The 26,897-nt window shown below is 35.6% G+C and carries 26 protein-coding genes, 1 pseudogene and 2 other annotated features; of the genes and pseudogenes, 21 read left to right on the forward strand and 6 right to left on the reverse strand.

Annotation, left to right across the window (positions count from 1 at the left end; translation table 11 throughout):
* Positions 1 to 34: 34 nt before the first annotated feature.
* Positions 35 to 235 carry a hypothetical protein gene (locus tag AC0ONG_RS07605; protein ID WP_000919316.1) on the forward strand — a complete coding sequence of 67 codons (201 nt, stop codon included), beginning with the start codon at positions 35 to 37 and terminating at the stop codon, positions 233 to 235.
* A gap of 163 nt (positions 236 to 398) precedes the next feature.
* Here the strand turns inward: AC0ONG_RS07605 and msrA are convergent, their stop codons facing one another.
* Both msrA and AC0ONG_RS07615 read right to left on the reverse strand, forming a co-directional pair.
* Positions 399 to 935, reverse strand: coding sequence for a peptide-methionine (S)-S-oxide reductase MsrA (msrA, locus tag AC0ONG_RS07610; protein WP_001291896.1), 537 nt, complete (start codon positions 933 to 935; stop codon positions 399 to 401).
* Positions 936 to 1,025: 90 nt separating this feature from the next.
* Complete coding sequence (locus AC0ONG_RS07615; RefSeq protein WP_000911802.1) at positions 1,026 to 1,784, reverse strand: SDR family oxidoreductase; 759 nt, start codon at positions 1,782 to 1,784, stop codon at positions 1,026 to 1,028.
* A 224-nt stretch (positions 1,785 to 2,008) separates the two neighbouring features.
* Positions 2,009 to 2,254, forward strand: a binding site (T-box leader).
* A 67-nt stretch (positions 2,255 to 2,321) separates the two neighbouring features.
* Positions 2,322 to 2,561, forward strand: a binding site (T-box leader).
* Between the two features lie 151 nt (positions 2,562 to 2,712).
* Here AC0ONG_RS07615 and ilvE point away from each other — a divergent pair.
* From ilvE to ilvA, 6 genes are read left to right on the forward strand one after another with little or no spacing between them, the layout of a single operon-like run.
* Positions 2,713 to 3,612: a branched-chain-amino-acid transaminase gene (gene ilvE / locus AC0ONG_RS07620; RefSeq protein ID WP_000528163.1), complete on the forward strand. Its 900-nt coding sequence runs from the start codon at positions 2,713 to 2,715 to the stop codon at positions 3,610 to 3,612.
* A gap of 22 nt (positions 3,613 to 3,634) precedes the next feature.
* Positions 3,635 to 5,350 (forward strand): acetolactate synthase large subunit, encoded by a 1,716-nt coding sequence (ilvB, locus tag AC0ONG_RS07625; protein WP_000813469.1) that lies wholly within the window; start codon positions 3,635 to 3,637, stop codon positions 5,348 to 5,350.
* Positions 5,347 to 5,577 (forward strand): ACT domain-containing protein, encoded by a 231-nt coding sequence (locus tag AC0ONG_RS07630; RefSeq protein WP_000019916.1) that lies wholly within the window; start codon positions 5,347 to 5,349, stop codon positions 5,575 to 5,577. The genes ilvB and AC0ONG_RS07630 overlap by 4 nt, the downstream gene beginning before the upstream one ends.
* A 14-nt stretch (positions 5,578 to 5,591) precedes the next feature.
* A complete protein-coding gene (ilvC, locus tag AC0ONG_RS07635; RefSeq protein WP_000861150.1) occupies positions 5,592 to 6,599 on the forward strand; it encodes a ketol-acid reductoisomerase in 1,008 nt (335 codons plus the stop codon).
* Positions 6,600 to 6,645: 46 nt separating this feature from the next.
* Positions 6,646 to 8,319 carry a dihydroxy-acid dehydratase gene (gene ilvD, locus AC0ONG_RS07640; protein WP_001255822.1) on the forward strand — a complete coding sequence of 558 codons (1,674 nt, stop codon included), beginning with the start codon at positions 6,646 to 6,648 and terminating at the stop codon, positions 8,317 to 8,319.
* 31 nt (positions 8,320 to 8,350) lie between these two features.
* Positions 8,351 to 9,613 carry a threonine ammonia-lyase IlvA gene (ilvA, locus tag AC0ONG_RS07645; RefSeq protein ID WP_000250342.1) on the forward strand — a complete coding sequence of 421 codons (1,263 nt, stop codon included), beginning with the start codon at positions 8,351 to 8,353 and terminating at the stop codon, positions 9,611 to 9,613.
* Between the two features lie 90 nt (positions 9,614 to 9,703).
* Here ilvA and AC0ONG_RS07650 read toward each other — a convergent pair whose 3' ends face one another.
* Complete coding sequence (locus AC0ONG_RS07650; protein WP_000910225.1) at positions 9,704 to 9,931, reverse strand: hypothetical protein; 228 nt, start codon at positions 9,929 to 9,931, stop codon at positions 9,704 to 9,706.
* A gap of 52 nt (positions 9,932 to 9,983) precedes the next feature.
* Positions 9,984 to 11,087 (reverse strand): CapA family protein, encoded by a 1,104-nt coding sequence (locus AC0ONG_RS07655; RefSeq protein ID WP_000854497.1) that lies wholly within the window; start codon positions 11,085 to 11,087, stop codon positions 9,984 to 9,986.
* A gap of 218 nt (positions 11,088 to 11,305) precedes the next feature.
* On the opposite strand from AC0ONG_RS07655, the gene AC0ONG_RS07660 reads away from it, so the two are divergent.
* The 3 genes from AC0ONG_RS07660 to AC0ONG_RS07670 all read left to right on the forward strand — a co-directional run bounded on the left by AC0ONG_RS07660 (position 11,306) and on the right by AC0ONG_RS07670 (position 14,274).
* On the forward strand, positions 11,306 to 12,022 hold the full coding sequence (locus AC0ONG_RS07660) for a DUF554 domain-containing protein (RefSeq protein ID WP_000236050.1): 717 nt from the start codon (positions 11,306 to 11,308) through the stop codon (positions 12,020 to 12,022).
* 18 nt (positions 12,023 to 12,040) lie between these two features.
* Positions 12,041 to 12,892, forward strand: a complete 852-nt coding sequence (locus AC0ONG_RS07665) for a GNAT family N-acetyltransferase (protein ID WP_000393443.1) — start codon at positions 12,041 to 12,043, stop codon at positions 12,890 to 12,892.
* 167 nt (positions 12,893 to 13,059) lie between these two features.
* Positions 13,060 to 14,274: a multidrug efflux MFS transporter gene (locus AC0ONG_RS07670; RefSeq protein ID WP_000179292.1), complete on the forward strand. Its 1,215-nt coding sequence runs from the start codon at positions 13,060 to 13,062 to the stop codon at positions 14,272 to 14,274.
* A gap of 52 nt (positions 14,275 to 14,326) precedes the next feature.
* Here AC0ONG_RS07670 and AC0ONG_RS07675 read toward each other — a convergent pair whose 3' ends face one another.
* Positions 14,327 to 15,088: a DODA-type extradiol aromatic ring-opening family dioxygenase gene (locus AC0ONG_RS07675; protein WP_474203548.1), complete on the reverse strand. Its 762-nt coding sequence runs from the start codon at positions 15,086 to 15,088 to the stop codon at positions 14,327 to 14,329.
* A gap of 205 nt (positions 15,089 to 15,293) precedes the next feature.
* Between AC0ONG_RS07675 and AC0ONG_RS07680 the strand changes: the two genes are divergently transcribed.
* The 8 genes and pseudogenes from AC0ONG_RS07680 (at position 15,294) to AC0ONG_RS07715 (ending at position 23,476) form a co-directional block, all read left to right on the forward strand.
* Entirely contained in the window at positions 15,294 to 16,217 is a 924-nt protein-coding gene (locus tag AC0ONG_RS07680; RefSeq protein ID WP_136996481.1) for an alpha/beta hydrolase, read from the forward strand.
* A gap of 54 nt (positions 16,218 to 16,271) precedes the next feature.
* Positions 16,272 to 16,877, forward strand: a complete 606-nt coding sequence (locus tag AC0ONG_RS07685) for a pentapeptide repeat-containing protein (RefSeq protein WP_136996480.1) — start codon at positions 16,272 to 16,274, stop codon at positions 16,875 to 16,877.
* 81 nt (positions 16,878 to 16,958) lie between these two features.
* Positions 16,959 to 17,603, forward strand: coding sequence for a LytTR family DNA-binding domain-containing protein (locus AC0ONG_RS07690; protein ID WP_000389698.1), 645 nt, complete (start codon positions 16,959 to 16,961; stop codon positions 17,601 to 17,603).
* Between the two features lie 127 nt (positions 17,604 to 17,730).
* Positions 17,731 to 19,245 carry an acetyl-CoA hydrolase/transferase family protein gene (locus AC0ONG_RS07695; RefSeq protein WP_000429791.1) on the forward strand — a complete coding sequence of 505 codons (1,515 nt, stop codon included), beginning with the start codon at positions 17,731 to 17,733 and terminating at the stop codon, positions 19,243 to 19,245.
* A gap of 237 nt (positions 19,246 to 19,482) precedes the next feature.
* Positions 19,483 to 19,926: pseudogene (locus tag AC0ONG_RS07700) on the forward strand (GNAT family N-acetyltransferase).
* A gap of 27 nt (positions 19,927 to 19,953) precedes the next feature.
* Positions 19,954 to 20,313, forward strand: a complete 360-nt coding sequence (locus AC0ONG_RS07705; protein WP_000342908.1) for a YunG family protein — start codon at positions 19,954 to 19,956, stop codon at positions 20,311 to 20,313.
* A 53-nt stretch (positions 20,314 to 20,366) separates the two neighbouring features.
* Positions 20,367 to 21,692 (forward strand): bifunctional S-methyl-5'-thioadenosine deaminase/S-adenosylhomocysteine deaminase, encoded by a 1,326-nt coding sequence (locus AC0ONG_RS07710; RefSeq protein ID WP_002083246.1) that lies wholly within the window; start codon positions 20,367 to 20,369, stop codon positions 21,690 to 21,692.
* Positions 21,693 to 21,847: 155 nt separating this feature from the next.
* Entirely contained in the window at positions 21,848 to 23,476 is a 1,629-nt protein-coding gene (locus AC0ONG_RS07715; RefSeq protein ID WP_000823502.1) for a peptide ABC transporter substrate-binding protein, read from the forward strand.
* 51 nt (positions 23,477 to 23,527) lie between these two features.
* On the opposite strand, the gene AC0ONG_RS07720 is transcribed toward AC0ONG_RS07715, so the two are convergent.
* Positions 23,528 to 24,058, reverse strand: a complete 531-nt coding sequence (locus AC0ONG_RS07720) for a GNAT family N-acetyltransferase (protein ID WP_000483974.1) — start codon at positions 24,056 to 24,058, stop codon at positions 23,528 to 23,530.
* A 142-nt stretch (positions 24,059 to 24,200) separates the two neighbouring features.
* Here AC0ONG_RS07720 and AC0ONG_RS07725 point away from each other — a divergent pair, with 142 nt between their 5' ends.
* From AC0ONG_RS07725 to AC0ONG_RS07735, 3 genes are all read left to right on the forward strand, one after another.
* The gene (locus AC0ONG_RS07725; RefSeq protein WP_000414529.1) at positions 24,201 to 24,899 is read left to right on the forward strand and encodes a response regulator transcription factor; all 699 of its coding nucleotides are present in this window, start codon (positions 24,201 to 24,203) and stop codon (positions 24,897 to 24,899) included.
* Entirely contained in the window at positions 24,865 to 25,965 is a 1,101-nt protein-coding gene (locus tag AC0ONG_RS07730) for a HAMP domain-containing sensor histidine kinase (RefSeq protein WP_114365417.1), read from the forward strand. Before AC0ONG_RS07725 ends, AC0ONG_RS07730 begins: the two co-directional genes overlap by 35 nt.
* A gap of 71 nt (positions 25,966 to 26,036) precedes the next feature.
* Complete coding sequence (locus AC0ONG_RS07735; RefSeq protein WP_000265527.1) at positions 26,037 to 26,897, forward strand: M23 family metallopeptidase; 861 nt, start codon at positions 26,037 to 26,039, stop codon at positions 26,895 to 26,897.

Genomic DNA, 26,897 nt, shown 5'->3' on the forward strand with positions numbered 1-26,897 from the left:
GAAGATATAAATAAAGTATAGAGGAGATAAAGGAATGCTTAAAAGGTTTTTACTTTCTTTACCGGATGTTTTACTTATATGTATCGTTCTCTACATAACGTACACAAATTCTTTTAGTTTTGGACAGATGTTAGTAATTTCAATTGCAATCGGAATTATTGGTGATCTTGCTATTAGAATTTGTAAGGATGTATTCACGTATATAAGGTGGACAATTAAACAAAGAAAAACTTGAATATGTTTAATTGTTATTAGGAGGGAATGAAATGACTAAGAAAAAGAATAGCGTAAAAAACGAGATAGTACTTTGGTCACTAACAGCAATTGTTCTATTAATTGTATGGTACTTTTATCAAAAATAAAAATGCATCGTACTAAAAAAGCACGATGCGTTTTTATTATTTTTTTTGCCAATTTTCTTTAATAAAGTCTTCACGACCAGATTCCTTTTGCTCAGTAGCATATTTCTCTGGATTCTTTTTATAGAAATGTTGGTGGTATTCCTCTGCTGCGTAAAAAGGTGCAGCAGGACGAATTTCAGTCACGATTGGATCTTTAAACATACCGCTTTCTGTAAGAGCTTGTTTTGATTTTTCAGCAAGCCCTTTTTGTGTTTCGTTATGATAAAAAATAGCGGTACGATAAGATGGACCACGGTCAAAAAATTGTCCGCCATCATCAGTGGGATCGATTTGTGGCCAATATAAGTCTAGTAATTTCTGATAAGGAAAAATAGAAGGATCGAATGTAATTTGAACAACTTCTAAATGTCCAGATGTTCCAACTTTTACTTGTTCATATGTTGGGTTTTCTACATGACCTCCTGCATAGCCAGAAAGTACTTTATGAATACCAGGAAGTTCATCAAATGGTTTTACCATGCACCAAAAGCAACCGCCTGCGAAGGTTGCGAGTTCGTATGTTTTTTCGGACATTGCTGTAATCCTCCTAAATGTATATGTTTTATATAGTATTATATAAATTGTTTTATTGCGCAATAAAAAAGATTTGAAAATATATGTTTTTTATAAACAAGATCCTCCGCTCACATCAATTAATTGTCCAGTTACCCAGCGGCTGTCTGGAGAAGCAAGGAATGCAGCAGTATCGGCAATGTCTTCTACTTCACCTAAGCGATTGAAAGCGGAAATAGTAGTAGCGTACTGCTTCATCATCGGGTCGCTCAAGAGTTCTGCATTCATATCTGTTTTAATAAATCCTGGAAGTATTGCATTCACCGTTATTCCTCGTGCTCCAAGCTGTTTTGCTAGTGTAAAAGTCATTGTATTAATAGCGCCTTTCGTCATACTATATGCAACAAAATCAGGTAAAGAAATGCGGGTCGCAGCGGATGAAATATTAATAATTCGGCTATTGTCACGTAAACGTGGCAGTGCTTGTTGAATGATAAAGAATGGTGCTTTTGCATTTACTGAAAACATTCTATCAAAAAATTGTTCAGTCGTTTCTTCAATAAAAGCACCAGGACCAATGCCAGCATTGTTTATTAAAATATCAAATTGTGTTTCACCAGTGCGCTTTTGTAATTCAGTATCTAAAGCTTTATAAAGGTTTTCTACACCATGTAAGGATTCTAAATTTGCGCCGATAGAAAAAGCTTGGCCACCATTTGATTGAATTTCATGAACAGTTTCTTCAGCGTCATCTTTTCGATTACCGTAATGAACAGCAACCAATGCACCGTCATTTGCTAAACGTTTAGCGATCGCTCGTCCAATTCCTCGGCTTGCTCCTGTAACTAACGCTACTTTCCCTTTTAACATAGTTTTCTCATCTCCTCATAAATTTTTCTTTATGTAGTAGTGCAAACATACTTAAGCAATATATGAGTGTATGTAAGTAATTCATTCCAATTTTGATTTGAGAAAAAATAAATAGAATGAATTTAGATTTTTTTTGAAAAAACATGTTGACAAAGAAAAGAACAACGTCCTATAATACGTGTAACAAATAAAAGTTAATTAAAAATTTTCTAACTTTATATGTTGTATATGCAAAGAAGAGGAAAGTAGATGATTATGATCGTTTCAGAGAGCTACTCCAAGGCTGCGAGAGTAGTAACAATCAAATCATTGAAGATCACCTCGGAGCATCGCTTGCGAAAGGGAAACTGAGTAGAGGGCGGCGGCATCGTCTCCGGTAAAAGGACGGGGGTCTAATTGGACCTACGAAGCTTATATTTCGCGAGAAGTATAAGGAAGCTGAGTGGTAACGCGAAACTCTCGCCTCAGCAATCAAAGCTACTAAATTGTAGTAGTTGATTGCTGAGGCGAGAGTTTTTATTTTAGAAAATAGAATAAGAGAATGCGTGGAAGAGGAGAGTAAATGATAAAGATTGTTTCAGAGAGCTGCCCCGAGGCTGTGAGGGTGGTAACAATGCACTCATTGAAAATCACCTCGGAGCACTACTTTTGAAAATTAGTAAAAAGTAGCGGGTTTGTTCCCGATAGAAAAACAAAAGTCTAATTGGACTTGCAGAGCTTATATTTCGTGAGAAGTGTAAGGAAGCTGAGTGGTACCACGATTCCCTCGTCTCAGCAATGGATTGCTACAAGTATGTAAGTAATCGATTGTTGAGACGAGTATATTTTTAATATTTATATACTGAATATTCTGTTAAAAATACTCATCTCAGCAATCGATGTAGAAATAGATTGCAAAAAATAGAGAAAAAAAGAGGAGCGATGTGAGATGGGAAACCAGTACATTTACATGAATGGGGAATTTGTAGAAAAAGAAAAGGCAGTTGTTTCAGTATATGATCATGGCTTTTTATACGGAGACGGTGTATTTGAAGGGATTCGTAGTTACGGAGGAAATGTATTTTGTTTAAAAGAACATGTAAAACGATTATATGAATCGGCAAAATCTATTTTACTTACAGTCCCACTGACAGTTGACGAAATGGAAGAAGCAGTTTTACAAACGTTGCAAAAAAATGAGTATGCGGATGCTTACATTCGTTTAATTGTTTCACGAGGAAAAGGTGACTTAGGGCTCGACCCTAGAAGTTGTGTGAAACCGAGCGTTATTATCATTGCAGAACAATTAAAGTTATTCCCTCAGGAATTTTACGATAATGGATTAAGCGTTGTATCTGTTGCATCAAGACGTAATACGCCAGATGCATTAGATCCACGCATTAAGTCAATGAACTACTTAAATAACGTACTTGTAAAAATTGAAGCGGCACAAGCAGGAGTGTTAGAGGCTCTTATGTTAAATCAACAAGGATATGTTTGTGAAGGTTCTGGCGATAATGTTTTCGTTGTGAAAGATGGAAAAGTATTAACCCCACCATCCTATTTAGGAGCATTAGAAGGTATTACGAGAAATAGTGTTATCGAGCTATGTGAACGACTGAGTATTCCATGTGAGGAAAGACCATTCACTCGCCATGATGTATATGTAGCGGATGAAGTATTTTTAACAGGAACAGCAGCGGAGTTAATTCCAGTTGTAAAAGTTGATTCGAGAGAAATTGGAGATGGGAAACCAGGAAGTGTAACGAAACAATTGACCGAAGAATTTAAAAAATTAACGAGAGAAAGAGGAGTACGTGTTCCCGGGCTGACGGAAAGCTTAGCATAAATAAGGAGAGGAGTTAATTGAAATGAAGCAGCAGTATACAGCGTATGAGAAGTTACAGTGTGAAGAAATGACAGGCGCTGGGCACGTGATTCAATGTTTGAAAAAATTGGGTGTAACGACCGTTTTCGGCTATCCAGGCGGAGCGATCTTACCAGTATACGATGCGTTATACGAAAGTGGTTTGAAACATGTTTTAACTCGTCATGAACAAGCTGCCATTCATGCGGCTGAAGGATATGCGAGAGCTTCTGGAAAGGTCGGGGTAGTCTTTGCTACCTCTGGCCCAGGGGCGACAAATTTAGTTACCGGCTTAGCAGACGCTTATATGGATTCGATTCCTTTAGTTGTCATTACCGGCCAAGTTGCAACGCCTTTAATTGGTAAAGATGGATTTCAAGAAGCGGATGTTGTCGGAATTACAGTACCTGTTACGAAGCATAATTACCAAGTTCGTGATGTAAATCATGTATCACGAATTGTGCAAGAAGCTTTTTACATCGCCGAAAGCGGACGCCCGGGACCAGTATTAATCGATATTCCAAAAGATGTTCAAAATGCAAAAGTCACCAGTTTCTTTAATGAAGAAGTTGATATTCCGGGGTACAAACCAGAACTTGTACCAGACAGTATGAAACTTAGAGAGGTAGCTAAAGCAATTTCAAAATCAAAGCGTCCGCTTCTTTATATTGGGGGAGGTGTCATTCATTCAGGTGGATCCGATGAACTTTTTGAATTCGTAAGGGAGAACCGTATTCCAGTCGTTTCAACTTTAATGGGACTTGGTGCATATCCACCGGGAGATCCATTGTTTTTAGGGATGCTTGGTATGCATGGGACATACGCTGCTAATATGGCGGTAACAGAATGTGATTTACTACTTGCATTAGGTGTTCGCTTCGATGATCGTGTAACAGGAAAATTAGAACTTTTTTCTCCGCACTCGAAAAAAGTACATATTGATATTGATCCTTCTGAGTTTCATAAAAATGTAACTGTAGAGCATCCCATTGTTGGTGATGTGAAAAAAGCGTTACACATGTTGTTACATATGTCTATTTATACACAAACAGACGAATGGCTTCAGAAAGTAAAGGCATGGAAAGAAGAATATCCACTTTCTTATAAGCAAAAAGAATCTGAGTTAAAACCACAGCATGTGATCAACTTAGTAAGTGAATTAACGAATGGTGAAGCGATTGTCACAACAGAAGTAGGACAGCATCAAATGTGGGCTGCTCACTTCTATAAAGCAAGAAAACCTCGGACGTTCCTTACCTCTGGAGGATTAGGAACGATGGGGTTTGGTTTTCCAGCAGCAATTGGTGCTCAGCTAGCTAAAAAAGAAGAACTTGTCATTTGTATTGCAGGTGATGCTTCTTTTCAAATGAACATTCAAGAACTACAAACAATTGCTGAAAATAACATCCCTGTAAAAGTATTTATCATAAATAACAAATTTTTAGGGATGGTAAGGCAATGGCAAGAAATGTTTTATGAAAATCGTTTATCAGAATCAAAAATTGGATCGCCAGATTTTGTGAAAGTGGCAGAAGCTTATGGAGTGAAGGGATTAAGAGCGACAAATTCAACAGAGGCGAAACAAGTGATGTTAGAAGCATTTGCTCATGAAGGTCCTGCCGTAGTTGATTTTTGTGTAGAAGAAGGTGAAAACGTATTTCCGATGGTTCCGCCAAACAAAGGGAATAACGAAATGATTATGAAGAGGTGGGAAGAATGAGTCATACTTTTTCACTCGTTATTCATAACGAGCCAAGCGTCTTATTACGTATAAGTGGGATTTTTGCTCGGCGTGGTTATTATATTTCTTCTTTACATTTAAATGAAAGAGATACAAGTGGTGTTTCTGAAATGAAACTCACAGCAGTTTGTACTGAAAATGAAGCGACATTACTTGTTAGTCAGTTGAAAAAATTAATTGATGTACTGCAAGTAAATAAATTATAAGGAGTGTATGGAATATGAAAACATATTATGAGAAAGATGCAAATGTAGAGTTATTACAAGGAAAAACTGTTGCAGTAGTTGGTTATGGATCACAAGGTCATGCGCAAGCACAAAATTTACGTGATTCTGGTGTAGAAGTTGTAGTTGGTGTTCGTCCTGGTAAGTCGTATGAAGTAGCGAAAGCAGATGGATTTGAAGTAATGTCTGTTTCAGAAGCGGTTCGAACCGCACAAGTTGTACAAATGTTATTGCCAGATGAACAGCAAGCTTATGTGTATAAAGCAGAGGTAGAAGAGAATCTTCGTGAAGGACAAATGTTACTTTTCTCACATGGATTTAATATTCACTTCGGACAAATTAACCCGCCAAGTTACGTAGATGTAGCGATGGTCGCGCCAAAAAGTCCAGGTCACCTCGTTCGTCGTGTATTTCAAGAAGGAAATGGTGTTCCGGCATTAGTGGCAGTACATCAAGATGCAACAGGAACAGCATTAAGTTTAGCTCTTGCGTATGCAAAAGGTGTAGGCTGTACACGTGCAGGCGTAATTGAAACGACATTCCAAGAAGAAACAGAGACGGATTTATTCGGAGAGCAAGCAGTGCTTTGCGGCGGGGTAACTGCGCTTGTGAAAGCTGGTTTTGAAACATTAACAGAAGGTGGATATCGACCTGAAATTGCATACTTTGAATGTTTACATGAATTAAAGTTAATTGTTGATTTAATGTACGAAGGCGGTTTAACGAACATGCGCCATTCTATTTCAGATACGGCAGAGTTCGGAGATTATGTAACAGGATCGAGAATTGTTACAGATGAAACGAAGAAAGAAATGAAACGAGTTTTGACAGAAATTCAGCAAGGTGAATTTGCGAAGAAATGGATTTTAGAAAATCAAGCAGGGCGTCCAACGTATAATGCGATGAAAAAAGCAGAGCGAAATCATCAGTTAGAAAAAGTAGGGGCAGAGCTTCGTGAAATGATGAGCTGGATTCATGCACCGAAAGAATTAGTGAAAAAATAGAGTAAGTGATTGTAAGTGAAAAATACGTAAGAGGGGATTTGACAAGATGAGAAGTGACATGATTAAAAAAGGTTTTGATAAAGCGCCGCACCGTAGTTTATTAAAAGCAACTGGTTTGAAAGATGAAGATTTTGATAAACCTTTCATAGCGATTTGTAATTCTTTTATTGAAATTATTCCAGGGCATAAGCACTTGAACGAGTTTGGGAAACTTGTAAAAGAGGCAGTTCGCGCGGCAGGTATGGTACCATTCGAATTCAATACGATTGGAGTTGACGATGGTATTGCGATGGGACATATCGGTATGCGTTATTCTCTTCCGAGTCGTGAAATTATTGCAGATTCAGTAGAAACGGTTGTAAATGCACACTGGTTTGACGGCATGATTTGTATCCCAAATTGTGACAAAATTACACCTGGTATGATGATGGCTGCACTACGTATTAACATTCCGACTGTGTTTGTTTCAGGCGGCCCGATGGCAGCAGGAAAAACATCTAAAGGAGAAGTTGTCGATTTAAGTTCTGTTTTTGAAGGAGTAGGAGCTTATCAATCTGGGAAAATTTCAGAAGAAGAATTAAAGGATATTGAAGATCATGGCTGTCCATCTTGTGGTTCTTGTTCCGGAATGTTTACGGCGAACTCTATGAACTGTTTATGTGAAGTGTTAGGTTTAGCTCTTCCTGGTAACGGGAGTATTTTAGCAATTGATCCAAGACGTGAAGAGTTAATTAAACAAGCAGCAGAGAAATTAAAAATTTTAATTGAAAGAGATATTAAACCGAGAGACATCGTAACGGAAGAAGCGATTGATGATGCGTTCGCGCTTGATATGGCAATGGGTGGATCAACGAATACAGTATTGCACACATTAGCTCTCGCACAAGAAGCGGGTTTAGATTACGATATGAATCGCATTGATGCCGTTTCAAGACGTGTACCACATTTATGTAAAGTAAGCCCTGCTTCCAATTGGCACATGGAAGATATTGATCGAGCGGGCGGGATTAGTGCAATTTTGAAAGAGATGAGCCGAAAAGAAGGGGTGCTTCATCTAGACCGAATAACGGCTACCGGGCAGACGTTAAGAGAAAACATTGCTCATGCAGAGATTAAAGATAAGGAAGTTATTCATTCTCTCGAAAACCCTCATAGTGAAGAAGGGGGATTACGTATATTAAAAGGAAACCTTGCGAAAGATGGAGCGGTTATTAAAAGCGGTGCAACAGAGGTAAAGCGTTTTGAAGGACCTTGCGTTATTTTTAATTCACAAGATGAGGCGCTTGCGGGCATTATGCTTGGAAAAGTGAAGAAAGGCGATGTAGTTGTTATTCGCTATGAAGGACCAAGAGGTGGCCCTGGTATGCCAGAGATGTTAGCGCCAACTTCAGCGATTGCTGGAATGGGATTAGGTGCAGATGTTGCGCTATTAACGGATGGTCGTTTCTCGGGTGCTTCACGTGGTATTTCAGTAGGACATATTTCACCAGAAGCAGCTGCGGGTGGAACGATTGCACTTCTTGAACAAGGGGATATTGTATGTATTGATGTTGAAGAACGCTTGCTAGAAGTAAGAGTTAGTGATGAAGAATTAGATAAGCGTAAAAAAGAATGGAAACGACCAGAAGCGAAAGTGAAAACTGGCTGGCTTGGACGTTATGCACAGATGGTAACATCGGCGAATACAGGTGCAGTTCTAAAAATCCCGGATTTTGATTGAGCCAATTTAAAAGAGATAAGGATGATATATAATGGTGCAGAAGGTAAAGGAGAGAGTGAAAATTGAAGATATCTTAATGGCTCATAATTGCATGAAAGATATCGTTATTAAAACACCGTTACAACGTGATACAGTTTTATCTGAGAAATATGATTGTGACGTTTATGTAAAACGAGAAGACTTACAATTGATTCGCTCTTTCAAAATTCGTGGTGCGTACAATTTAATTCAAAGTTTATCGAAAGAACAATTACAAAACGGTGTTGTATGCGCGAGCGCTGGTAATCATGCGCAAGGAGTTGCTTATACGTGTAATTTATTGAAGATTGCGTCAAAAATCTTCATGCCGACGACAACACCTAAACAAAAAGTATCACAAGTACAATTTTTCGGTGGTGATTTTGCGGAAATCGTATTAGTTGGTGATACATTTGATAGCTCTTTCCAAGAAGCGCAGCGCTATTGTGAAGAAAATAGAATGACGTTCGTTCATCCGTTTGATGATCCGTATGTAGTTGCTGGTCAAGGGACAGTTGCAGTTGAAATTATGCATGATATGGAGAAATCGGTTGACTATATCTTTACGGCAATCGGCGGTGGTGGGTTAGCATCAGGTGTTGGTACATATGTGAAAGGTGTTAGTCCTGCTACAAAGGTTATTGGTGTAGAGCCGATGGGAGCTGCATCTATGAAAGAGGCTTTTCTTCAAAATGAAAATGTCGCATTAGAGAAAATAGATAGTTTTGTTGATGGGGCAGCTGTTAAAAAAGTAGGAAAGTTAACATTTGAAACTTGTAAAGATGTAATTGATGACATTGTTTTAGTACCAGAGGGAAAAGTTTGTACGACGATTTTAGAACTGTATAAGAAAAATGCAATTGTAGCTGAACCGGCTGGTGCACTATCTATTGCAGCGCTTGATTTATATAGAGATGAAATAAAGGGTAAAACAGTTGTATGCACGCTAAGTGGTGGAAATAACGATATTGATAGAATGCAAGAAATGAAAGAACGTTCGCTCATTTACGAAGGATTAAAACATTACTTCATTATTGAATTCCCGCAACGTTCAGGTGCGCTAAGAGAATTTCTTGATAAAGGATTAGGACCAGAAGATGATATTACGCGCTTTGAATACATTAAGAAACATAATAAAGAAAATGGTCCAGCGTTAGTCGGCGTAGAGTTGAAACATAAAGAAGATTATGAGCAATTAATTACTCGCTTTAAAGAAAATAATATTCAATTTATGGAGCTTAATAAAAATCCTATTTTGTTTGATTTACTTATTTAATAGAAGGAAAGGGATAACATACGGTTTTACTAGAAATAAAAAAGATAGATATAAGCAGTAGAAACGCTACTTGTATCTATCTTTTTATAGTTAAACTAAATATTTTCCATATTCAAGAAGGATAAAGCTAGTTAACCAAAAGAGTATCGCAATACGAATGATTACATACATAGTAAATTCAAAGGTAGTAAGTTTTCGTTCGCGTTTTATTTTTTTTAGAAGTCTAACAGAGAAAATTGAACATAAAAGTAGAACGGCTATAGATATTTTATAAATATTCTCTAACAAACTTACATTTTCTAATAAGTCTTTCAGCATGTTCATCACCTATTCTGTAATGTATGTTACAGAGAAATAGATCTTGAGCTGTCTAGTTTCGTTTGTTTTTTATTTTCCCTGTAGCATCAATTTCTACATCAGTTGAAATTGTTTGTAAATATTGAAGAGCTTTTTTCTTTTCTTCCACATTTACAGGGGAAACTTGGTTGTTACGAATGATGTAAGGATTGAATGACATTTGTACATCCTTTCCTTTAAAAGTTAAAGTTAATACGCCAGTTTCGGCGCTTTTCCCATTCACATAACTCGGGAATAAAAAGTTACCTAATGAGTAAGCGATAGGAACTTTATTATAATACTCAAACCCTTGTAACCAATGTGGATGGCTTCCGACAATTGCGTTAGCTCCTGCTTCAACCATTTTAGGTACATATTGTTTTTGGTATTCTACCGGACGATTTGATTTTTCAACGCCCCAATGCATATAGACGATTAAATAGTCTGCATCTTGTTTTTGCTCTTTAATTGTTTTTGTTACGAGATTTAAATCATATCCGTTTGCAACACCAGGTTTATTGTTACCAGCTACCCAGTTCGTATCAGGCATAAATCGAACGAAGGAAAGAAATTTGAACTTTTTCCCTTTTACAGTCATTTCTCGTGCTGTATATGCATCTTTTGCATTTTTTCCGGCTCCGATATAAGGGAATTTTAATTTTTCTACGTGAGAAATCGTGTCTAATAATCCATCTTGCCCATAATCAAGTGTATGGTTATTTCCGATATTTACGATGTCATATCCAGTGTTTTTTATAGATTGTAGCGTGGATGGATCACTTTTAATCCAAAACAGTTGTCCAGGAGCTTTCTTTTCTCTCGTTGTAAATGCTGACTCTAAATTAACGAAAGAAATATCAGCTTTTGTTATTTCTTCTTTTACATGTTGGAATGGATAATCAGCCCCATTTTTTTCGATTACAGGACGTAATTGCCAATCGAACATTGTATCACCAGAGAAAGTGAGTGTAATTTCCGGGTCTTCTATTTTCTTTTCACTTGTTGAAGCGGTTTTACTAGATTTGTTTTGCAAATCGGGTTTGTCTTTCGCTTTTGAAGTAAAAGAGTAGTTAATTAATAAAACAATTGGTGTAATGCAAAAGGCTATTAACAGAAATCGTTTTAGTAAAGTTTTCATAAATACCGTCCCTTTTGAATTTATACCGCAATTTGTGGGCAATAAAACTCACGTTAATTAAAGTTTCACATTATGTATTACTACAAAAAAAATTGCGGTTTATGTTGTGGAAAACATTTGTTAATATTCTCAATATTAAGTTAACATATAGATAACCTGTAAATCAATGTATAAACCAAAATATAGAAATAAAGAATTCGAAGGGTGAAGAATAAGAAATGGTTATATTAGGAGCAGTTGTAAATGGGATTTGTATTATATTTGGTACTTTACTAGGTAAATTATTTAGTAGGATTCCAGAAAGTATGAAGGGAACAATTATGCATGCAATCGGTTTAGCGGTTACTGTGCTTGGGCTTCAAATGGCATTGAAAAGTGAAAATTTTCTTGTTGTCATACTAAGTTTAGTGATTGGTACCGTCATCGGGGAATGGCTACAATTAGAGAGAAAGTTAAAACTGTTAGGAGATTGGCTAGAAAATAAAGTTGGATCAAAAGGGAAAGGGAGCATATCAGAAGGCTTTGTAACTGCTACTTTAATTTTTGCAATAGGTGCGATGGGCATACTTGGTGCACTCGACAGCGGGATTCGCGGCAATCATGATATTTTATTTACAAAGGCGATTATCGATGGATTTATTTCTATTATATTAACGACAACTTTAGGAATTGGTGTAGTATTTTCGGCGATTCCAGTTATTTTATACGAAGGAGGGATCGCGGTTTTTGCAACACAAATTAATAGTTTGGTCCCGAAAGAATTAATGAATCAATTTATAGTGGAAATGACAGCTACAGGTGGTATTATGATAGCCGCTATTGGATTGAACTTACTTGGTGTTATTAAAATTAAGGTGGCAAATTTATTGCCAGGTATATTGGTAGTTGGAATAATCGTTTCACTTATTTATGGTTACGGTTTACTAGTAAAGTAATAGGGGGTGGAGATACATATGGAGGAGTATAAATTTACAAAACGTGTTCATAACATATTGAAGATTGCAGCAGAAGAGGCAGAAAGTAATATCATTCAACCAGCTCATCTGTTTATCGGTATGTGTAAAGAAGGTACTGGAGTTTGTAGCGAGTTGTATATGTATTTGTTCCGTAAAGTGGGGATAGATTTTTCAGAAAAACTTTCAATACGAAAACAATACGATTCACCGTATCAAGAGTATGAAAAAATAGGACAATATAAGGTATCTTATAAGGTGCTAGAAATTTTACAAATAGCGAAGAAACGTATGGAACGTTTCCAGCAAGTAATAATGAATGAAGGACATGTTATATATGCACTATTTCATGTAGATACGTTTATTGGAAATGTACAAATAAAAAAAGATATATTACGTATTATAGCTGAGCCAAGAGATTTAGCGGTCGATCTAAAATGTTTTGTTCCTACTTATAATCATTTAATTTGTACTGTTAGAAAGGCTAGCCCTTCTGATTTTGAAAAATTAGCAAGTTTTGTTAAAGAGGAATTTGGTGAACGTTGGTTACATTCAATAGAGTATGGATTTCGTACATATAAAGATAATTTACCTATTTATATAGCAGAACAAGAAGAAGTGATAGTAGGTTTCGCTTGTTATGATGTAGTGAGAGGAAAGAAGGGATTGTTTGGTCCAATGGGCACAGCGAAAAAAAATCGTGTGAATGGTGTAGGGAAGCAATTGTTATATCGTTGTTTACATAGTATGAAGAAAGAAGGATATGAATACGCAATTATTGGACAAGCAGGTCCGGTTGAGTTTTATGAGCGATGTTGTAATGCACGTTTAATACCGGTAGAGAGTAATTAACCAACTCCATATATGGGAGTTGTTTTTTTTATGAAAATAATGTAGAGATGTAGTGATTTTCACTAGAAAATAGCGGGTTTTGTAGTAAATTTTACAAATAAAGCAAATTACTAAACTTTTTACAAGAAAGGGTGTAGAATGGGTATCTAAAGAAAGAAGGTGTGAAAATGGCCAGCTGGAAACGAAATTTGATGATTTGTTGGCTAGGTTGTTTTACCACTGCAGCCGGTATGAGTTTAGTAATTCCTTTTTTATCTTTTTATATTGAGGAATTAGGAGTAACTGGCACTTCTAGTATTGCACAGTGGTCGGGACTTGCATTTGGTATAACATTTTTAATGGGTGCGATCGTATCACCAATATGGGGAAAGCTTGGTGATATACATGGACGGAAATTGATGCTTATTCGTGCGAGCCTTGGTATGGCGATTATTATGACGCTTATGGGGTTTGTAACGGATGTGTATCAACTAGTCGCACTAAGATTTTTGATGGGAGCGGTATCTGGTTTCCTTTCAACGGCGATGACATTTATTGCAGCAGAAACTCCGAAAGAGCATTCAGGTTGGGCAATTTCTACAATTTCAACTGGGGGCGTGAGCGGTTCTTTACTTGGCCCATTACTTGGTGGTTATTTGTCGGAGTTAATTGGAATGCGCCATGTTTTTCTTGTTACAGGAGCTTTTTTATTCCTTTCTTTTCTCATCGTTTTTTTCTTCCTACATGAAGAGAATCACTCCGCTCAAGCAAAAAAAGTACAACAGAAAAAAGTATGGACGATGGTTCCAGCAAAGCATTTAATTATTAGTTTATTTGTAACAACATTTATTATTCAACTTGCGAACATGTCAATTCAACCTATTATTACATTGTATGTAAAGAATTTAGAAGGCCCAGGAACAGCTCATATTGAAATGATTGCAGGTGCAGTCATGTCTGCGACAGGTTTAGCTATTATTATGGCAGCTCCTAAGCTAGGTAGATTATCAGATCAAATTGGTCCTCAAAAAACGTTAGTTGTAGCGTTGTTTGCTGCAGGAATTATTTTTATCCCGCAAGCATTTGTAACCTCAGCTTGGCAACTATTAATTCTTCGATTTTTATTAGGTATCGCACAAGCAGGATTATTACCTTCCGTACAAACTCTACTAAAACAACATACACCAACCCATGTAACGGGACGAATATTTGGATATAATCAATCGTTTCAGTTTTTAGGAAATATGATTGGACCAGTACTTGGTGGACAAATTGCAGCACATGCGGGCTTCCAATATGTTTTCTTCTCTACATCATCACTATTATTTATTGCGTGCATTTGGGTTTATTTTCATAATAAGAACGAAGAGGTATCAGAGAAACGACATTTGGAAGTTAGTTAACTAAGTGAATGAAAAAGAAGAGGATGAAGCAACGATTGCTTCATCCTTTTCTTTAAAATTGAAGACAAAGATAACTTAATGTACCCATCTCATAACTGCGGTGAATGACTTCACCGTTATTTTCACCGCTTCCCATAGCGATAAATAAAGGAACAAAATGCTCTGCTCTTGGTACTGCTAATTGTGCATGAGGGGCATTGTTCTCCCAATTAAATAATGCATCTTTATCAGTAGTCTGCATATGTTTAATAATCCAATCATCAAATTCAATTGCCCATTGTTCGGGTGTCGTTTGATTCCATTTCAAAGCTCGTAAGTTATGAACAGTAACACCGCTACCGATTATTAAAATATCTTCTTGTCCAAGCCCTTTAAGTGCTTCTCCAATCTTAAATTGCTCTTTTGCAGGAAGGAATGGATTGACTGAAATTTGGACGACAGGAATATTTGCTTCTGGATACATGCGGTGCAGAAGAGCCCATGAGCCATGATCTAAACCTCTCGTCATATTATGATGGACTGGAATACCTTTGTTTTTAAATTTTGTTTCTAACATAGATGCAATGTTAGAAGAACCTTTCGCACGATATTTGATTTCGTATAACTCAGGAGGAAAACCTCCAAAATCATAAATTGTTTCATATTCGTTATCTGATGAAGAAATCGTTAATGCTTCACTTTCCCAATGAGCAGTGAAAATAATAATCGCTTTCGGTTTATATGTTGCTCCAAGTGTTTTTAAAAACCTTGTATAGTCTGTATCTTGAATAGCAAGCATCGGTGATCCGTGTGCTAAAAATAATGATGGCATCATAATAGAAACCTCCCAAAAAATATAATAATTACTTTATGTAAGTAACTATATAATTTTATTTCAAATTCGTCAACATAATAGTTATTGAGCTAATTGGAAAAGTGCGGCATTTGTCATAATGAAAGCAATTGCATATAATACATAATAAGAATAATGAATGGATATTCATTTTTTGATATACATAATAGAGTTGGGGGCTGACGAAATGAACGTACAGGAAAGTTTCGTTACGGCATTGGATGGATCGGAAATTTATTTACGTAAGTGGCTACCAGAAAGAGATCCGCGAGGGATTATTCAAATTGCACATGGTATGACAGAACATGCAGGTGTTTATACAGACTTTATTGCTGCGTTATTAAAAGCAGGGTATGGTGTTTATGCACATGATCATAAAGGTCATGGGAAAACAGTGAAAAGAGAAGAAGATTATGGTCATTTTAAACCAAATGTAGGTTGGAATGAGGCTGTTTCTGATGTTATTTTTGTATCAGAAACGATAAGAAAAGAGCAGACATGCCCGTTATTTTTACTTGGACATAGTATGGGTTCTTTTTTATCAAGACGTGCTGTACAACTGAAAGGTGAATTATATGATGGAGTCCTTATTTCAGGAACTGGTGGAAATCCAGGGATTTTAGGGAGTATCGGTCATAAAGTAGCGACAATTGAGATGAAATTACGCGGGGAAAAAACGAAAAGTCCAATGTTAAATTTTTTATCTTTCGGAAACTTCAATTCACACTTTAAACCAAATCGTACAAAATTTGATTGGTTATCTTCAGATAACAGTCAAGTAGATAAATATATTGCGGACCCATTATGTGGATTCATTTGTACAACGAGTTTTTATCGAGAATTATTTTCTGGTGTATTAGAAGTAAATAAACTAGAAGAGTTCAAAAAAACACCGAAAAACCTTCCGATACATATTTTTTCAGGAGATCGTGATCCTGTTGGGGATATGGGGAAAGGTGTAAAAGAAGTATATGAAAATTATAAAAAATGCGGCGTGACAGATGTAACGCTGCATTTATATGAAAATGGCAGACATGAAATGTTCCATGAAGTAAATAAAGATGAAGTATTTCAAGATTTGATTTCTTGGTTAGATAAGCATATTGTATGAGAAGAAACCTCACTTTTTGAAGTGAGGTTTCTTTAAGGAGCTGGAGGAATAGTTATGAGTGAATTTGTTAATAAAGAATATGTAGAAATAGATTTTCAAGATGTTTGGATTAAGGAAGAGGAATTGAAGAATAGTACATTCATAAAATGCCGTTTTAGAGGGATAGATGCATCGGAAGTTTCTACTGAAAATTGTAACTTCATAGAATGTGATTTTACCGGTGCTCTTTTTAACGCTTCTATTCATCAAGGAACTACATTTGCGAATTGTAAGTTTGTTGGTGCGAATTTATTCGTATCGAAGTTTGAAGAATGTAAAATGACTGGCTCTGATTTTGAAGAAGCGAATTTAGACGGAATAACTATCATATCGGGTGATTGGTCATATACGAATTTAAGGTTTGCGAACTTAAGTAAACAAATGTTAAAGGGTATACGTTTCATGGAAGCGGACCTATATGAATGTAATTTAGAAAAAGCAGATTTACGTGAAGCGGATTTAACCGGTGCACAATTAGGTAAGGCGAAACTTAGCGGTGCAAATTTAAAGGGAGCGATAGTTGATAGAATTGACTTTACAAGCTTTAATTTGAAAAATGTAAAATTAGATATAGCACAGGCAGTTGCGGTAGCTAGATGTTATGGGGCTAAGGTAAACTAAATTGTTTAAAAAACCGTTCAAATTGCTGAACGGTTTTTTAAATCATAATAGTAGTATAATAGTGAATGAGGTGCTCATACTATGGAAGATAAAACATTAGGTATACTACTAGATGTAGTTGGGGAATTATTTTCAGATGAAATATCAATTGCCGTTTCGAATACGAAAGAATATATTTACTATCGGCCAAGTAAACGAATTGATTTAAAGATTAGCGCTGGGGACCCTATTAAGGAAGGGACGATTGCTCATAAAGCAATGGTAACGAAGCAAAAAGCCTCTGAGTTTATTAACCGAGATATTTTCGGTATTCCTTATCATGGAATGGCGGTACCATTTTCAAATAATGGCAAGATTGAAGGTTGCGTGACGGCAATTTATCCAGCTTTAACGGATGGTAAGTCAGTCGTTACTTTAAAAACAACAGACGGATGGGTTCCGGTTCCTTTTTCAAAGGTCATGTATTTAGAAGCTAAAGATAAAAAGACGTATGTGAATTCAGAAGAGTTAACAGGAACACATAAGTACTCGCTACAAGAATTCGAATACTTGTTGCCGAAAGATTCCTTTATTAGATGCCACCGTTCCTTTATTGTAAATGTTAATCATATTAAAGCGATTTATCCTGATACGCATTCTACTTTTGTACTTTCTATGGATAACGGAGAGAGGGTACCAGTGAGTCAGTCATACGCTAGCTATTTTCGTAAGCTTCTAGGATTCTAAAATTTTCTGCTTTAGAACCTAGATCCGCTGTTTTATCTGAATTTTCGGCATTGTGTAAGAAAACCCCTATTTTGATGGTGTTAATGTGTAAAATAATTATGAATATTCATTAAGAGAGGGATTACATATGGAAAATAATTTAGATAGAATTAGGGATCAACGATTAAAAGATCGCGTAGTTACACCCGAAGAAGCAGCTTCATGGATTGAAAGTGGAATGACTTTAGGTTTAAGTGGATTTACACGTGCTGGTGATGTAAAAGCAGTTCCATTTGCACTTGTAAATCGAGTTAAGAATGATAAATCTTTTAAAGTAAATGTTTATACAGGGGCTTCCTTAGGTTCGGATGTAGATAAATTATTTGCTGAGGCAGGGATTTTAGGGAAAAGATTGCCTTTCCAAGCCGATGCAACTATGCGAAAAGGAATTAATAACGGAGACTTTTTATTTGTGGATCAGCACTTATCTCATACAGCAGAGTTACTCCGTGCTGACGTTATGGATATAGATGTTGCTATTTTGGAAGCGGTTGCGATTACTGAAGATGGTATGATTATTCCAACCACTTCAATTGGAAATTCCTTAGCATTTTCCTTACATGCTAAGTCTATTATCATTGAAATGAATATGGCTCAATCTACGCAATTAGAGGGACTGCATGATTTATATGAACCAGGTAAACAAGGGGTAAGACTTCCAATTCCGCTCGTAAAAACGGATGATCGAATTGGAACAATTGGTATCCCGATAAATCCTGAAAAAGTGAAGGGGATTGTGTTTACGAATCAACTGGATTCACCATCGACAATTGTTCCTCCAGATGAAGAAACTGTCATTATGGCACAACATTTAATAGAGTTCCTTCGAGAAGAAGTTAAAGTAGGCCGATTAACAAAGAGTTTAGCACCGTTACAATCGGGAATTGGTTCAGTTGCCAATGCAGTATTGCACGGCATGCTAGATTCGGAGTTTGAAGATTTAGAAGTGTATTCTGAAGTTTTACAAGATGCGGTCTTTGATCTAATGGACGCTGGGAAAGTTAATTTCGCTTCCTGCTGCTCGATCACGCTTTCTGAAGAGAAAATGCAACAAGTATTTTCTAACTTTGAAAAATACCGAGACAAATTAATGATGCGCCCACAAGAGATTTCTAATCACCCTGAAATCATTCGCCGCCTCGGATTAATCTCGATTAATACTGCTTTAGAATTAGATATATACGGAAATGTTAACTCTACTCACGTTTTAGGTACAAAGATGATGAATGGTATTGGTGGTTCTGGTGATTTTGCGAGAAATGCACGTCTAGCTATATTTGTTACGAAATCAATTGCAAAAGGTGGTAACATTTCAAGTATCGTTCCTTTCGTTTCTCATGTAGATCATACGGAACATGATGTAGATGTTATCGTCACTGAACAAGGGTATGCTGACCTAAGAGGATTAGCGCCAAGAGAAAGAGTGGAACTAATTATTGAGAATTGTGTACATCCAATGTATCGTGACCAGCTAAGAGCTTATTACGAAGAAGCACAAACAAGAGGTGGACAAACTCCTCATGTTTTAGAAAAAGCTTTTTCTTGGCATACGAACTATGCTAAAAATGGAACAATGCTTGAAGCGGTAGTAGAAACTGTATAGGTGTGTATCGTACGAAATAGTAAAACGAATGAGTGAGCTTGAAGATTAAATTTTAGAAAAAGAGAACGCCGACTTTTAGGGATGGCGTTCTTTTTCTTTAAATAAATTGTTAAAAATCGTACTGATTATAATAAAGATTTATAAAAGTAATTTCTAATTTATGGGAATAAAAGGTTTTTTGAAGTGCTTTCCGAATCAATTTAGTAGTTTACATATTGAAAGTGAGGAAAAAGAATCATGAAGATAAGAGAAGCGTTATTAAGTGAAGCAAATGAATTAAGTGAATTCGCACTACATTCAAAAGCAACGTGGAATTATAGTGAAGAATTCATACTTGCCTGTAAGGAAGATTTAACAATTACGGAAGAGTACATAAAAAATAATTTTGTATATGTTTTAGAAAACGATAATACGAAGATTGGGTTTTTCTCATTTTTACATAACGATAAAGCTCTCGATTTCTTATACATTCATCCTCGTTACAAAGGAAAGGGGTATGGAAAAATAATGTGGAAGTTTGTAATAGAGTAAGCAAAGGAACTAGGAATAAAAAGCTTTACAATTGATAGTGATCCGAATGCAAAAGGATATTACTTAAAAATGGGAGCACAGTTAATAGGAGAGACACCATCAACTGTCTTTAAGGGTCGTTTACTGCCTCTTTTGAAATATGATGTGTAAAACTATTAATAGTAGGGGAAGATTAGAATGGATGATGTAAAGGAAAAAAGAATATATGAAGCACTAATAAAATCGTGGTCGATTGAAACAAGTTCAAAGTGGACAATTGAAAATCCAGCAAAGGGACAATGTGGTGTTACAGCTCTTGTCGTTCAAGACATATACGGAGGAGAAATTAAAAAGACAAAAGTAAGAGAGGTATGGCACTTTTATAACTTTATAGATGGGCAGAGATTTGATTTTACAGAGACTCAATTCAATGGGAAATTGAATTATATGGATGAAAAGTCAAATCGGGAAGAAGCATTTGCAGATACAAATGAAAAGCAATATAGCATTTTGAAGGAAAAAATAACAAAAGAATTAAAATTATCTTTTGACTCTTAATCTTTAATAAGTTACTATAATGGTGGTAACTTATTAAAGGGAACTTCATAGAGTTGAAAGGGGAAATACTTTTGAAAACAACTTATGTAAACGCTACAATTGTAACGATGAATGAACAAAACGAAGTGATAGAAAATGGATATATCATTGTAGAAAATGATCAAATTATAGATGTAAAGAGCGGAGAATTCGCTAATGATTTTGCAGTAGATGAAGTAATTGACATGAAAGGAAAGTGGGTTTTACCAGGGCTTGTAAATACACATACACACGTTGTAATGAGTCTCTTAAGGGGTATTGGCGATGATATGTTATTACAACCATGGCTGGAGACGAGAATTTGGCCACTTGAAAGTCAGTTTACTCCAGAGCTTGCGGTTGCTAGTACGGAATTAGGATTACTTGAAATGGTGAAAAGTGGTACAACATCATTCTCTGACATGTTTAATCCAATTGGAGTAGATCAAGATGCAATTATGGAAACGGTATCAAAGAGTGGGATGCGAGCTGCTGTTTCAAGAACTTTATTTAGCTTCGGAACGAAAGACGATGAAAAGAAAGCAATCGAAGAAGCTGAGAAATATGTGAAGCGTTACTATAACGAAAGTGGCATGTTAACTACGATGGTTGCACCGCATAGTCCATATACATGTAGTGCAGAACTGTTAGAAGAGTGCGCTCGTATTGCAGTAGAAAATCAAACGATGGTTCATATTCATCTTTCGGAAACAGAGCGTGAAGTACGTGATATTGAAGCGCAGTACGGGAAACGTCCAGTAGAATATGCAGCAAGTTGCGGGTTGTTTAAACGCCCAACAGTTATTGCACACGGTGTAGTATTAAATGAAAATGAGCGTGCATTTTTAGCAGAACATGATGTTCGAGTAGCACATAACCCAAATAGTAATTTAAAACTAGGTTCTGGTATAGCAAATGTAAAAGCGATGCTAGAGGCAGGAATGAAAGTAGGAATTGCAACAGATAGTGTGGCATCTAACAACAATTTAGATATGTTTGAAGAAATGCGCATAGCGACTTTACTACAAAAAGGTATTCACCAAGATGCAACAGCGTTACCAGTTGAAACAGCTCTTACACTTGCGACTAAAGGAGCTGCTGAAGTAATCGGGATGAAACAAACAGGATCACTTGAGGTTGGAAAGTGTGCTGATTTTATTACGATTGACCCATCTAATAAGCCGCATTTACAACCAGCAGATGAAGTGTTATCGCACCTGGTATATGCAGCTAGTGGAAAAGATATAAGCGATGTAATTATTAACGGAAAGCGTGTCGTTTGGAATGGCGAATGTAAAACGTTAGATGAAGAGCGTATTATATTTGAAGCGAGTCGTTATAAACGAGGTTTACAAAGATAGATAATTATGTGGCAGTTGAAAAAGCTATCCTTTTTTAAAAGGATAGCTTTTTTCTCGAACGAATAAATATTCAAAAGAATGTCGCATCTTTCTGTTCATATTTCTGCTATAATATATTACGCTTTATAATATTTTATATTTAAGGAGAACAACTCATGAAGCGAAAAAAGAGCCATTTAATGGTAATGGCACTTGTTACATCTTTATTATTAACAGCTTGTAATAATAAAGCGGATAAAAGTGACATAGAGGTTAAAAAACAAGTGTTAAATGTAACAGTATCAGAAGAAATTCCTTCTCTGGACACTGTGAAAACAACAGATGGTACATCAGCGCACGTTATGCAGAATATATTTGAAGGGTTATATGTATTAAATGATCAAGATCAGCCTACTCCAGCCATAGCAAAATCGTTTAAAAGAAGTGAAGATGGTAAGAAATATACATTTGACTTGCGTAAAGATGCAAAATGGTCAAATGGGGATAATGTAACAGCAAATGATTTTATGTTTGCGTGGAAACGTGCAATTAACCCTGAAACAGCATCTCAATATGCGTCCATGCTCTTTTATGTAAAAAATGCGAAAGAGATTAATAAGGGAGCAATGTCTCTAGATGAACTTGGAGTTACGGTTATAAATGATTATAAGTTAGAAGTTGAACTAGAACAGCCAATTCCGTATTTTTTACAGTTGTTAGCATTACCTATATATTTACCACAGCATGAATCATTTTTGAAAGAACAAGGAAACAATTATGCATTGGAACCTAGTAATCTCATATATAACGGTCCATTTGTATTAGAAAAATGGAAGCATGAACAAGAGTTTCAATTAAAGAAAAATGCTACATATTGGGATCAAAAGAAAGTGAAACTAGACGAAATAAACTTTCATATCGTGAAGGATACAATGACAGCTGTAAATTTATATGAAGCCGGAGATTTGGACCGGGTACCTATTAATTCGCAAGTTGTAGACAAGTATAAGGGGAATAAGGAATTACATATGTCGAGTGATCCTGGAATTGCTATGCTTCGTTTTAATGAAAAAAATACCGCGTTAGCAAATAAAAAGGTGCGTCAATCTATTTCATTAGCGTTAAATAAAGATGATTTCGTTGCTCACTTTATTAATAACGGAGCAAAACCTGCAAGTGGACTTGTACCAGTTGGTCATGTAAATGAAGAGACTGGCAAAGATTTTAGAAAAGAAAACGGAGATCTTTCTCTATATGACTTACAAAAGGCGAAAAAGATTTGGGAAGAAGCGAAAAAAGAACTTGGAGTAGGCGAAGTAAACCTTGAGTTTCTAACATTTGAACAAGATAACGCAAAACGTATGGCAGAATATATAAAAGGTGACTTAGAAAAGTATTTGCATGGATTAACGATACAAATTAAACAACAGCCATTTAAGCAAAAATTACAGTTAGAACAAACAGGTGATTACGATATAACTATGGCAAATTGGGGACCTGACTATAAAGACCCAATTAGTTATTTAGAGTTATTTACGACAGGGAATCCGAATAATAAAATGAATTATTCTAATGTTCGTTACGATGAATTAATAAAGAAAGCGAAAACGGATTTTGTACTAGATAGGGAAAAACGATGGGAAGCGTTGCGAGAAGCCGAGCAGGTATTATTAGAAGATGCTGCGGTGGCGCCGCTTTATCATATTGGCTCAGCGTATGTACAAAAGGAGTATGTAAAAGGGATTGAAAAACATCAATTTGGTGGTGTTTATACTTATAAGAATGCTTATATTGCTAATGAATAAATACAAAAAACCTTACTTTTTAAAAGTAAGGTTTTTTACACATGAATTCTATTAAACCGATTTTAATAAAGCGTAAAAATTCGTATCATATGGGATATCATCTTGATACATATAATTTTTTAGAACGCCTTCTTTTTCAAAGCCTAATTTTAATAGTACTTTATTGGAAGCTTCATTTTCAAGAAATACAATTGCCCCGATCCGCTTTAAATGAATCGTATGGAAACCGTATGATATAACCTCAGAAACAGCTTCAGTCGCATATCCTTTTCCCCAGTGTTCAGGTAAAAAGGCATAACTTATATTGGCTCGTTTATGCTCAGAAGACCAATCGTGAAAACCAATGGTACCGATGAGTTCTTTCTTGTCTTTTAATTCGATTCCCCATTTTATACCGTTTCTTGCATTGTAACTGAGCTTAAAGTTATGAATGATTTGTTTCACTTGATCAACATCTTGTAACGGTTTTTGGCCATAATAGCGCAGTACATTAGTATTAGAAAAGCATTGTAGTATACGCGGTGCATCTTCTTCGGTAAGTTCTCTTAAAATGAGTCGGTCTGTTTTCAATATAGGAAACATGCTTTCACTCCATTTCTTTTGAAACTAGAATGTGTTGTTATTATATAATCTAGTCTGAAAATAAAGATTATTCAAGAGGGGAGTAAGGTTTTAATTTATGATAAAATTGATTGTGGAATATATTTCAAAAAGAGGTTTGTATATGGAGAAAAATTCAATTTTAATTGTAGATGATGATCAAGATATTGTTCAATTTATAAAAGTGAATCTAATGCAAGAAGGTTTTAAAGTTTTTAGTGCTCATAACGGAGAAGAGGCTTTAGAAATAATAAATAATAACAGTATTCAACTTGCTATTTTGGATATTATGATGCCTCAAATGGATGGTATAGAACTTTGTAGAAGGGTTAGAGAGAAACATAGTTTACCAATTATGTTTTTAAGCGCGAAATCATCGGATGTAGATAAGGTAATTGGATTTAGTACTGGGGCAGATGATTATATTGTGAAGCCGTTCAGTACAATTGAATTTATCGCAAGAGTGAAAGCTCAATTAAGAAGGTATACATATTTCAACCAAAATGCTGTTCAAGTAATGGAAAAGAAAATAAATATTAGAGGTTTAGAAATAGATGAAGTGTCGAGAACAGTAATGTTATATGGAGAAACAATGAATCTTACGAAAACTGAATATGATATTTTGTACTTAATGGCCGCTGCAAAGAATCGTGTGTTCACTATTGAAGAAATATATGAGAGCGTTTGGAAAGAAAGAGCCTATGAAAGTAATAATACAGTAATGGTTCATATTGCAAGATTAAGAAATAAAATTGAAGAGAATCCAAAAGAGCCGAAGTTTATTCAAAATGTTTGGGGAGTCGGATATAAAATTGAAGATTAAATCATTACAAGGCATTAGAGCTAAGTTTTTTATTGCATTCATATGTAGCATTTTGTTAGCAACTGTAAGTATAATAGCGTTTCAAATTGTAATTGGAAATATATATAGTCATGTTACTGCGTTAGAGGAAAAATATTCATTTTTATATTTTATAGTTTTTTTGATTTTTACTACAACATACTTTGCATTCATGACAAAAACGATGATGAAAAGATTATCTCAAATTAATAAGAACGTGAAGAAAATAAGTGATGGTAATTTTGAAATACATATACCTATTTCGAAAAGCGATGAGATTGGTGAACTAGCGGCAAATGTTAATAGAATGGCGAAAAGTTTAAAAGAGTCTATTGAGAATGAAAAAAAATCACAGGAAATGAAAAATGAAATGATTAGTAATATTTCTCATGACTTACGAACGCCAGTAACATCTTTAATAGGTTATGCGGACCTGTTAGGAAATAAACTTCATTCAAATGGAGAAGAATGTGAAGAGTATGTAAGTATATTAAAGCGAAAAAGTTATGAATTAAAAAATCAAGTAGATGATTTATTAGAATACTGTCAAATAAATTATAGAGAGATTGAATTACATAAAGATGAAATAGATATGAAAGCATTAATTGAACAAATCATGATTGACTTTGTACCACAATTAGATGATGCCAATATGAGCTTTTATATTAAAAGTGATGAAGTGCTACATGTAGAAGTTGATGTGGCACTTATAGTGAGACTATTTGAAAATGTAATAGGTAATAGTATTATGTATGGAAAAGATGGAAAGGAAATTGCAATTGGAATTTCCAATAAAACAATGAATGTTGAAGTAGAAATTAAAAATTTTGGACAATGCATTCCGAAAGAGGACCTTCCTTACGTTTTTGAGAAATTTTATCGTAGTGAAAAATCACGTAGCTCTCATACGGGTGGGAAAGGAATAGGACTTGCAATTTCGAAAAGTATAGCACAGCTCCATCAAGGGGATATAACTGTACGTAGTAACGATAAAGAAACAGTTTTTACTGTAAAATTACCGCAGTATAAAAAAGTAAGAAAGTCGTAAGTATTTCTTTCATATGTCGTAATTTTTACTTTGTATCATTGAGAAAAAGGATATGAGAGTAGGGATACGACATGTGGAAGAAATTTTTATTAGTAATTATAGTTCCTTTTTTAATTATAAGTTGGAGTTTAATTTATGTAGCTAATGGTGTTACATCAGTCTTTGTTTGGTGGTGTATACAGGCTTTTAGTGTAATTTCAGTTTTTCTCTTAATAGGATCAGTAATAATGTTTTTTTTGAACGGCATTTTTAGAAAGCGGATAGATAGAACGCTACTTTTAATTATTCTGTTTTCTATCATTGGAGCTTGGCCTGTCGGTTGGTTTGCTAATATAGGTAGAATTGCTTATCCAGCAGATATACAATCGATGAGTCCTAAAGCAGTAGTTCGTGTTCCTTTGAATGAACGAGCATTGATAGGTTGGGGCGGTGATCGGTTAGAAACGAACTATCACGTTATAAAACCAAATGAAAGGTGGGCATATGATATCCTTATGCCGCCTGCTGAAGTGAAAAGTAGTATGTTAGAGGATTATGGAATATATGGAGCAGAAGTAATGGCACCAGCTTCTGGAACAGTTGTATCTATTAATAATGATGAAAAAGATGTAGTTCCAGGAGAGGATGATTTTCAGTCGATGGCGGGGAATCATATTTATTTACGACTAGATGAATCAGGGACATTTTTGATTCTTGCCCATTTAAAGAAAGGCTCAATTAAAGTGAGGGAAGACCAACATGTAAATGAAGGAGAGGTTCTTGCTCAAGTCGGTAACTCCGGAAGTTCAAGTGAGCCGCATTTACATATTCATCATCAAAGGCAGGATCCGTCCAAAGTAAATATGTTTTTTGCGGAAGGATTGCCACTTTACTTTCGAACTGAAAATGGTGTCATGATGCCGGAAAGAGGGACATACATAAGTGGTAAGTAG

Source organism: Bacillus sp. TCT6 (assembly GCF_056033845.1).

What these genes read in the sequence shown, in the direction of transcription:
- ilvD (WP_001255822.1), top strand. Translation starts at nt 6,646, where the DNA reads ATGAGAAGTGACATGATTAAAAAAGGTTTTGATAAAGCGCCGCACCGT.
- ilvB (WP_000813469.1), top strand. Translation starts at nt 3,635, where the DNA reads ATGAAGCAGCAGTATACAGCGTATGAGAAGTTACAGTGTGAAGAAATG.
- AC0ONG_RS07670 (WP_000179292.1), top strand. Translation starts at nt 13,060, where the DNA reads ATGGCCAGCTGGAAACGAAATTTGATGATTTGTTGGCTAGGTTGTTTT.
- AC0ONG_RS07630 (WP_000019916.1), top strand. Translation starts at nt 5,347, where the DNA reads ATGAGTCATACTTTTTCACTCGTTATTCATAACGAGCCAAGCGTCTTA.
- AC0ONG_RS07615 (WP_000911802.1), bottom strand. Translation starts at nt 1,784, where the DNA reads ATGTTAAAAGGGAAAGTAGCGTTAGTTACAGGAGCAAGCCGAGGAATT.
- ilvE (WP_000528163.1), top strand. Translation starts at nt 2,713, where the DNA reads ATGGGAAACCAGTACATTTACATGAATGGGGAATTTGTAGAAAAAGAA.
- AC0ONG_RS07715 (WP_000823502.1), top strand. Translation starts at nt 21,848, where the DNA reads ATGAAGCGAAAAAAGAGCCATTTAATGGTAATGGCACTTGTTACATCT.
- AC0ONG_RS07665 (WP_000393443.1), top strand. Translation starts at nt 12,041, where the DNA reads ATGGAGGAGTATAAATTTACAAAACGTGTTCATAACATATTGAAGATT.
- AC0ONG_RS07605 (WP_000919316.1), top strand. Translation starts at nt 35, where the DNA reads ATGCTTAAAAGGTTTTTACTTTCTTTACCGGATGTTTTACTTATATGT.
- ilvA (WP_000250342.1), top strand. Translation starts at nt 8,351, where the DNA reads ATGGTGCAGAAGGTAAAGGAGAGAGTGAAAATTGAAGATATCTTAATG.
- AC0ONG_RS07655 (WP_000854497.1), bottom strand. Translation starts at nt 11,087, where the DNA reads ATGAAAACTTTACTAAAACGATTTCTGTTAATAGCCTTTTGCATTACA.
- AC0ONG_RS07650 (WP_000910225.1), bottom strand. Translation starts at nt 9,931, where the DNA reads ATGCTGAAAGACTTATTAGAAAATGTAAGTTTGTTAGAGAATATTTAT.
- msrA (WP_001291896.1), bottom strand. Translation starts at nt 935, where the DNA reads ATGTCCGAAAAAACATACGAACTCGCAACCTTCGCAGGCGGTTGCTTT.
- AC0ONG_RS07695 (WP_000429791.1), top strand. Translation starts at nt 17,731, where the DNA reads ATGGAAAATAATTTAGATAGAATTAGGGATCAACGATTAAAAGATCGC.
- ilvC (WP_000861150.1), top strand. Translation starts at nt 5,592, where the DNA reads ATGAAAACATATTATGAGAAAGATGCAAATGTAGAGTTATTACAAGGA.
- AC0ONG_RS07720 (WP_000483974.1), bottom strand. Translation starts at nt 24,058, where the DNA reads ATGTTTCCTATATTGAAAACAGACCGACTCATTTTAAGAGAACTTACC.
- AC0ONG_RS07705 (WP_000342908.1), top strand. Translation starts at nt 19,954, where the DNA reads ATGGATGATGTAAAGGAAAAAAGAATATATGAAGCACTAATAAAATCG.
- AC0ONG_RS07685 (WP_136996480.1), top strand. Translation starts at nt 16,272, where the DNA reads ATGAGTGAATTTGTTAATAAAGAATATGTAGAAATAGATTTTCAAGAT.
- AC0ONG_RS07690 (WP_000389698.1), top strand. Translation starts at nt 16,959, where the DNA reads ATGGAAGATAAAACATTAGGTATACTACTAGATGTAGTTGGGGAATTA.
- AC0ONG_RS07680 (WP_136996481.1), top strand. Translation starts at nt 15,294, where the DNA reads ATGAACGTACAGGAAAGTTTCGTTACGGCATTGGATGGATCGGAAATT.
- AC0ONG_RS07735 (WP_000265527.1), top strand. Translation starts at nt 26,037, where the DNA reads ATGTGGAAGAAATTTTTATTAGTAATTATAGTTCCTTTTTTAATTATA.
- AC0ONG_RS07675 (WP_474203548.1), bottom strand. Translation starts at nt 15,088, where the DNA reads ATGATGCCATCATTATTTTTAGCACACGGATCACCGATGCTTGCTATT.
- AC0ONG_RS07660 (WP_000236050.1), top strand. Translation starts at nt 11,306, where the DNA reads ATGGTTATATTAGGAGCAGTTGTAAATGGGATTTGTATTATATTTGGT.
- AC0ONG_RS07730 (WP_114365417.1), top strand. Translation starts at nt 24,865, where the DNA reads ATGTTTGGGGAGTCGGATATAAAATTGAAGATTAAATCATTACAAGGC.
- AC0ONG_RS07725 (WP_000414529.1), top strand. Translation starts at nt 24,201, where the DNA reads ATGGAGAAAAATTCAATTTTAATTGTAGATGATGATCAAGATATTGTT.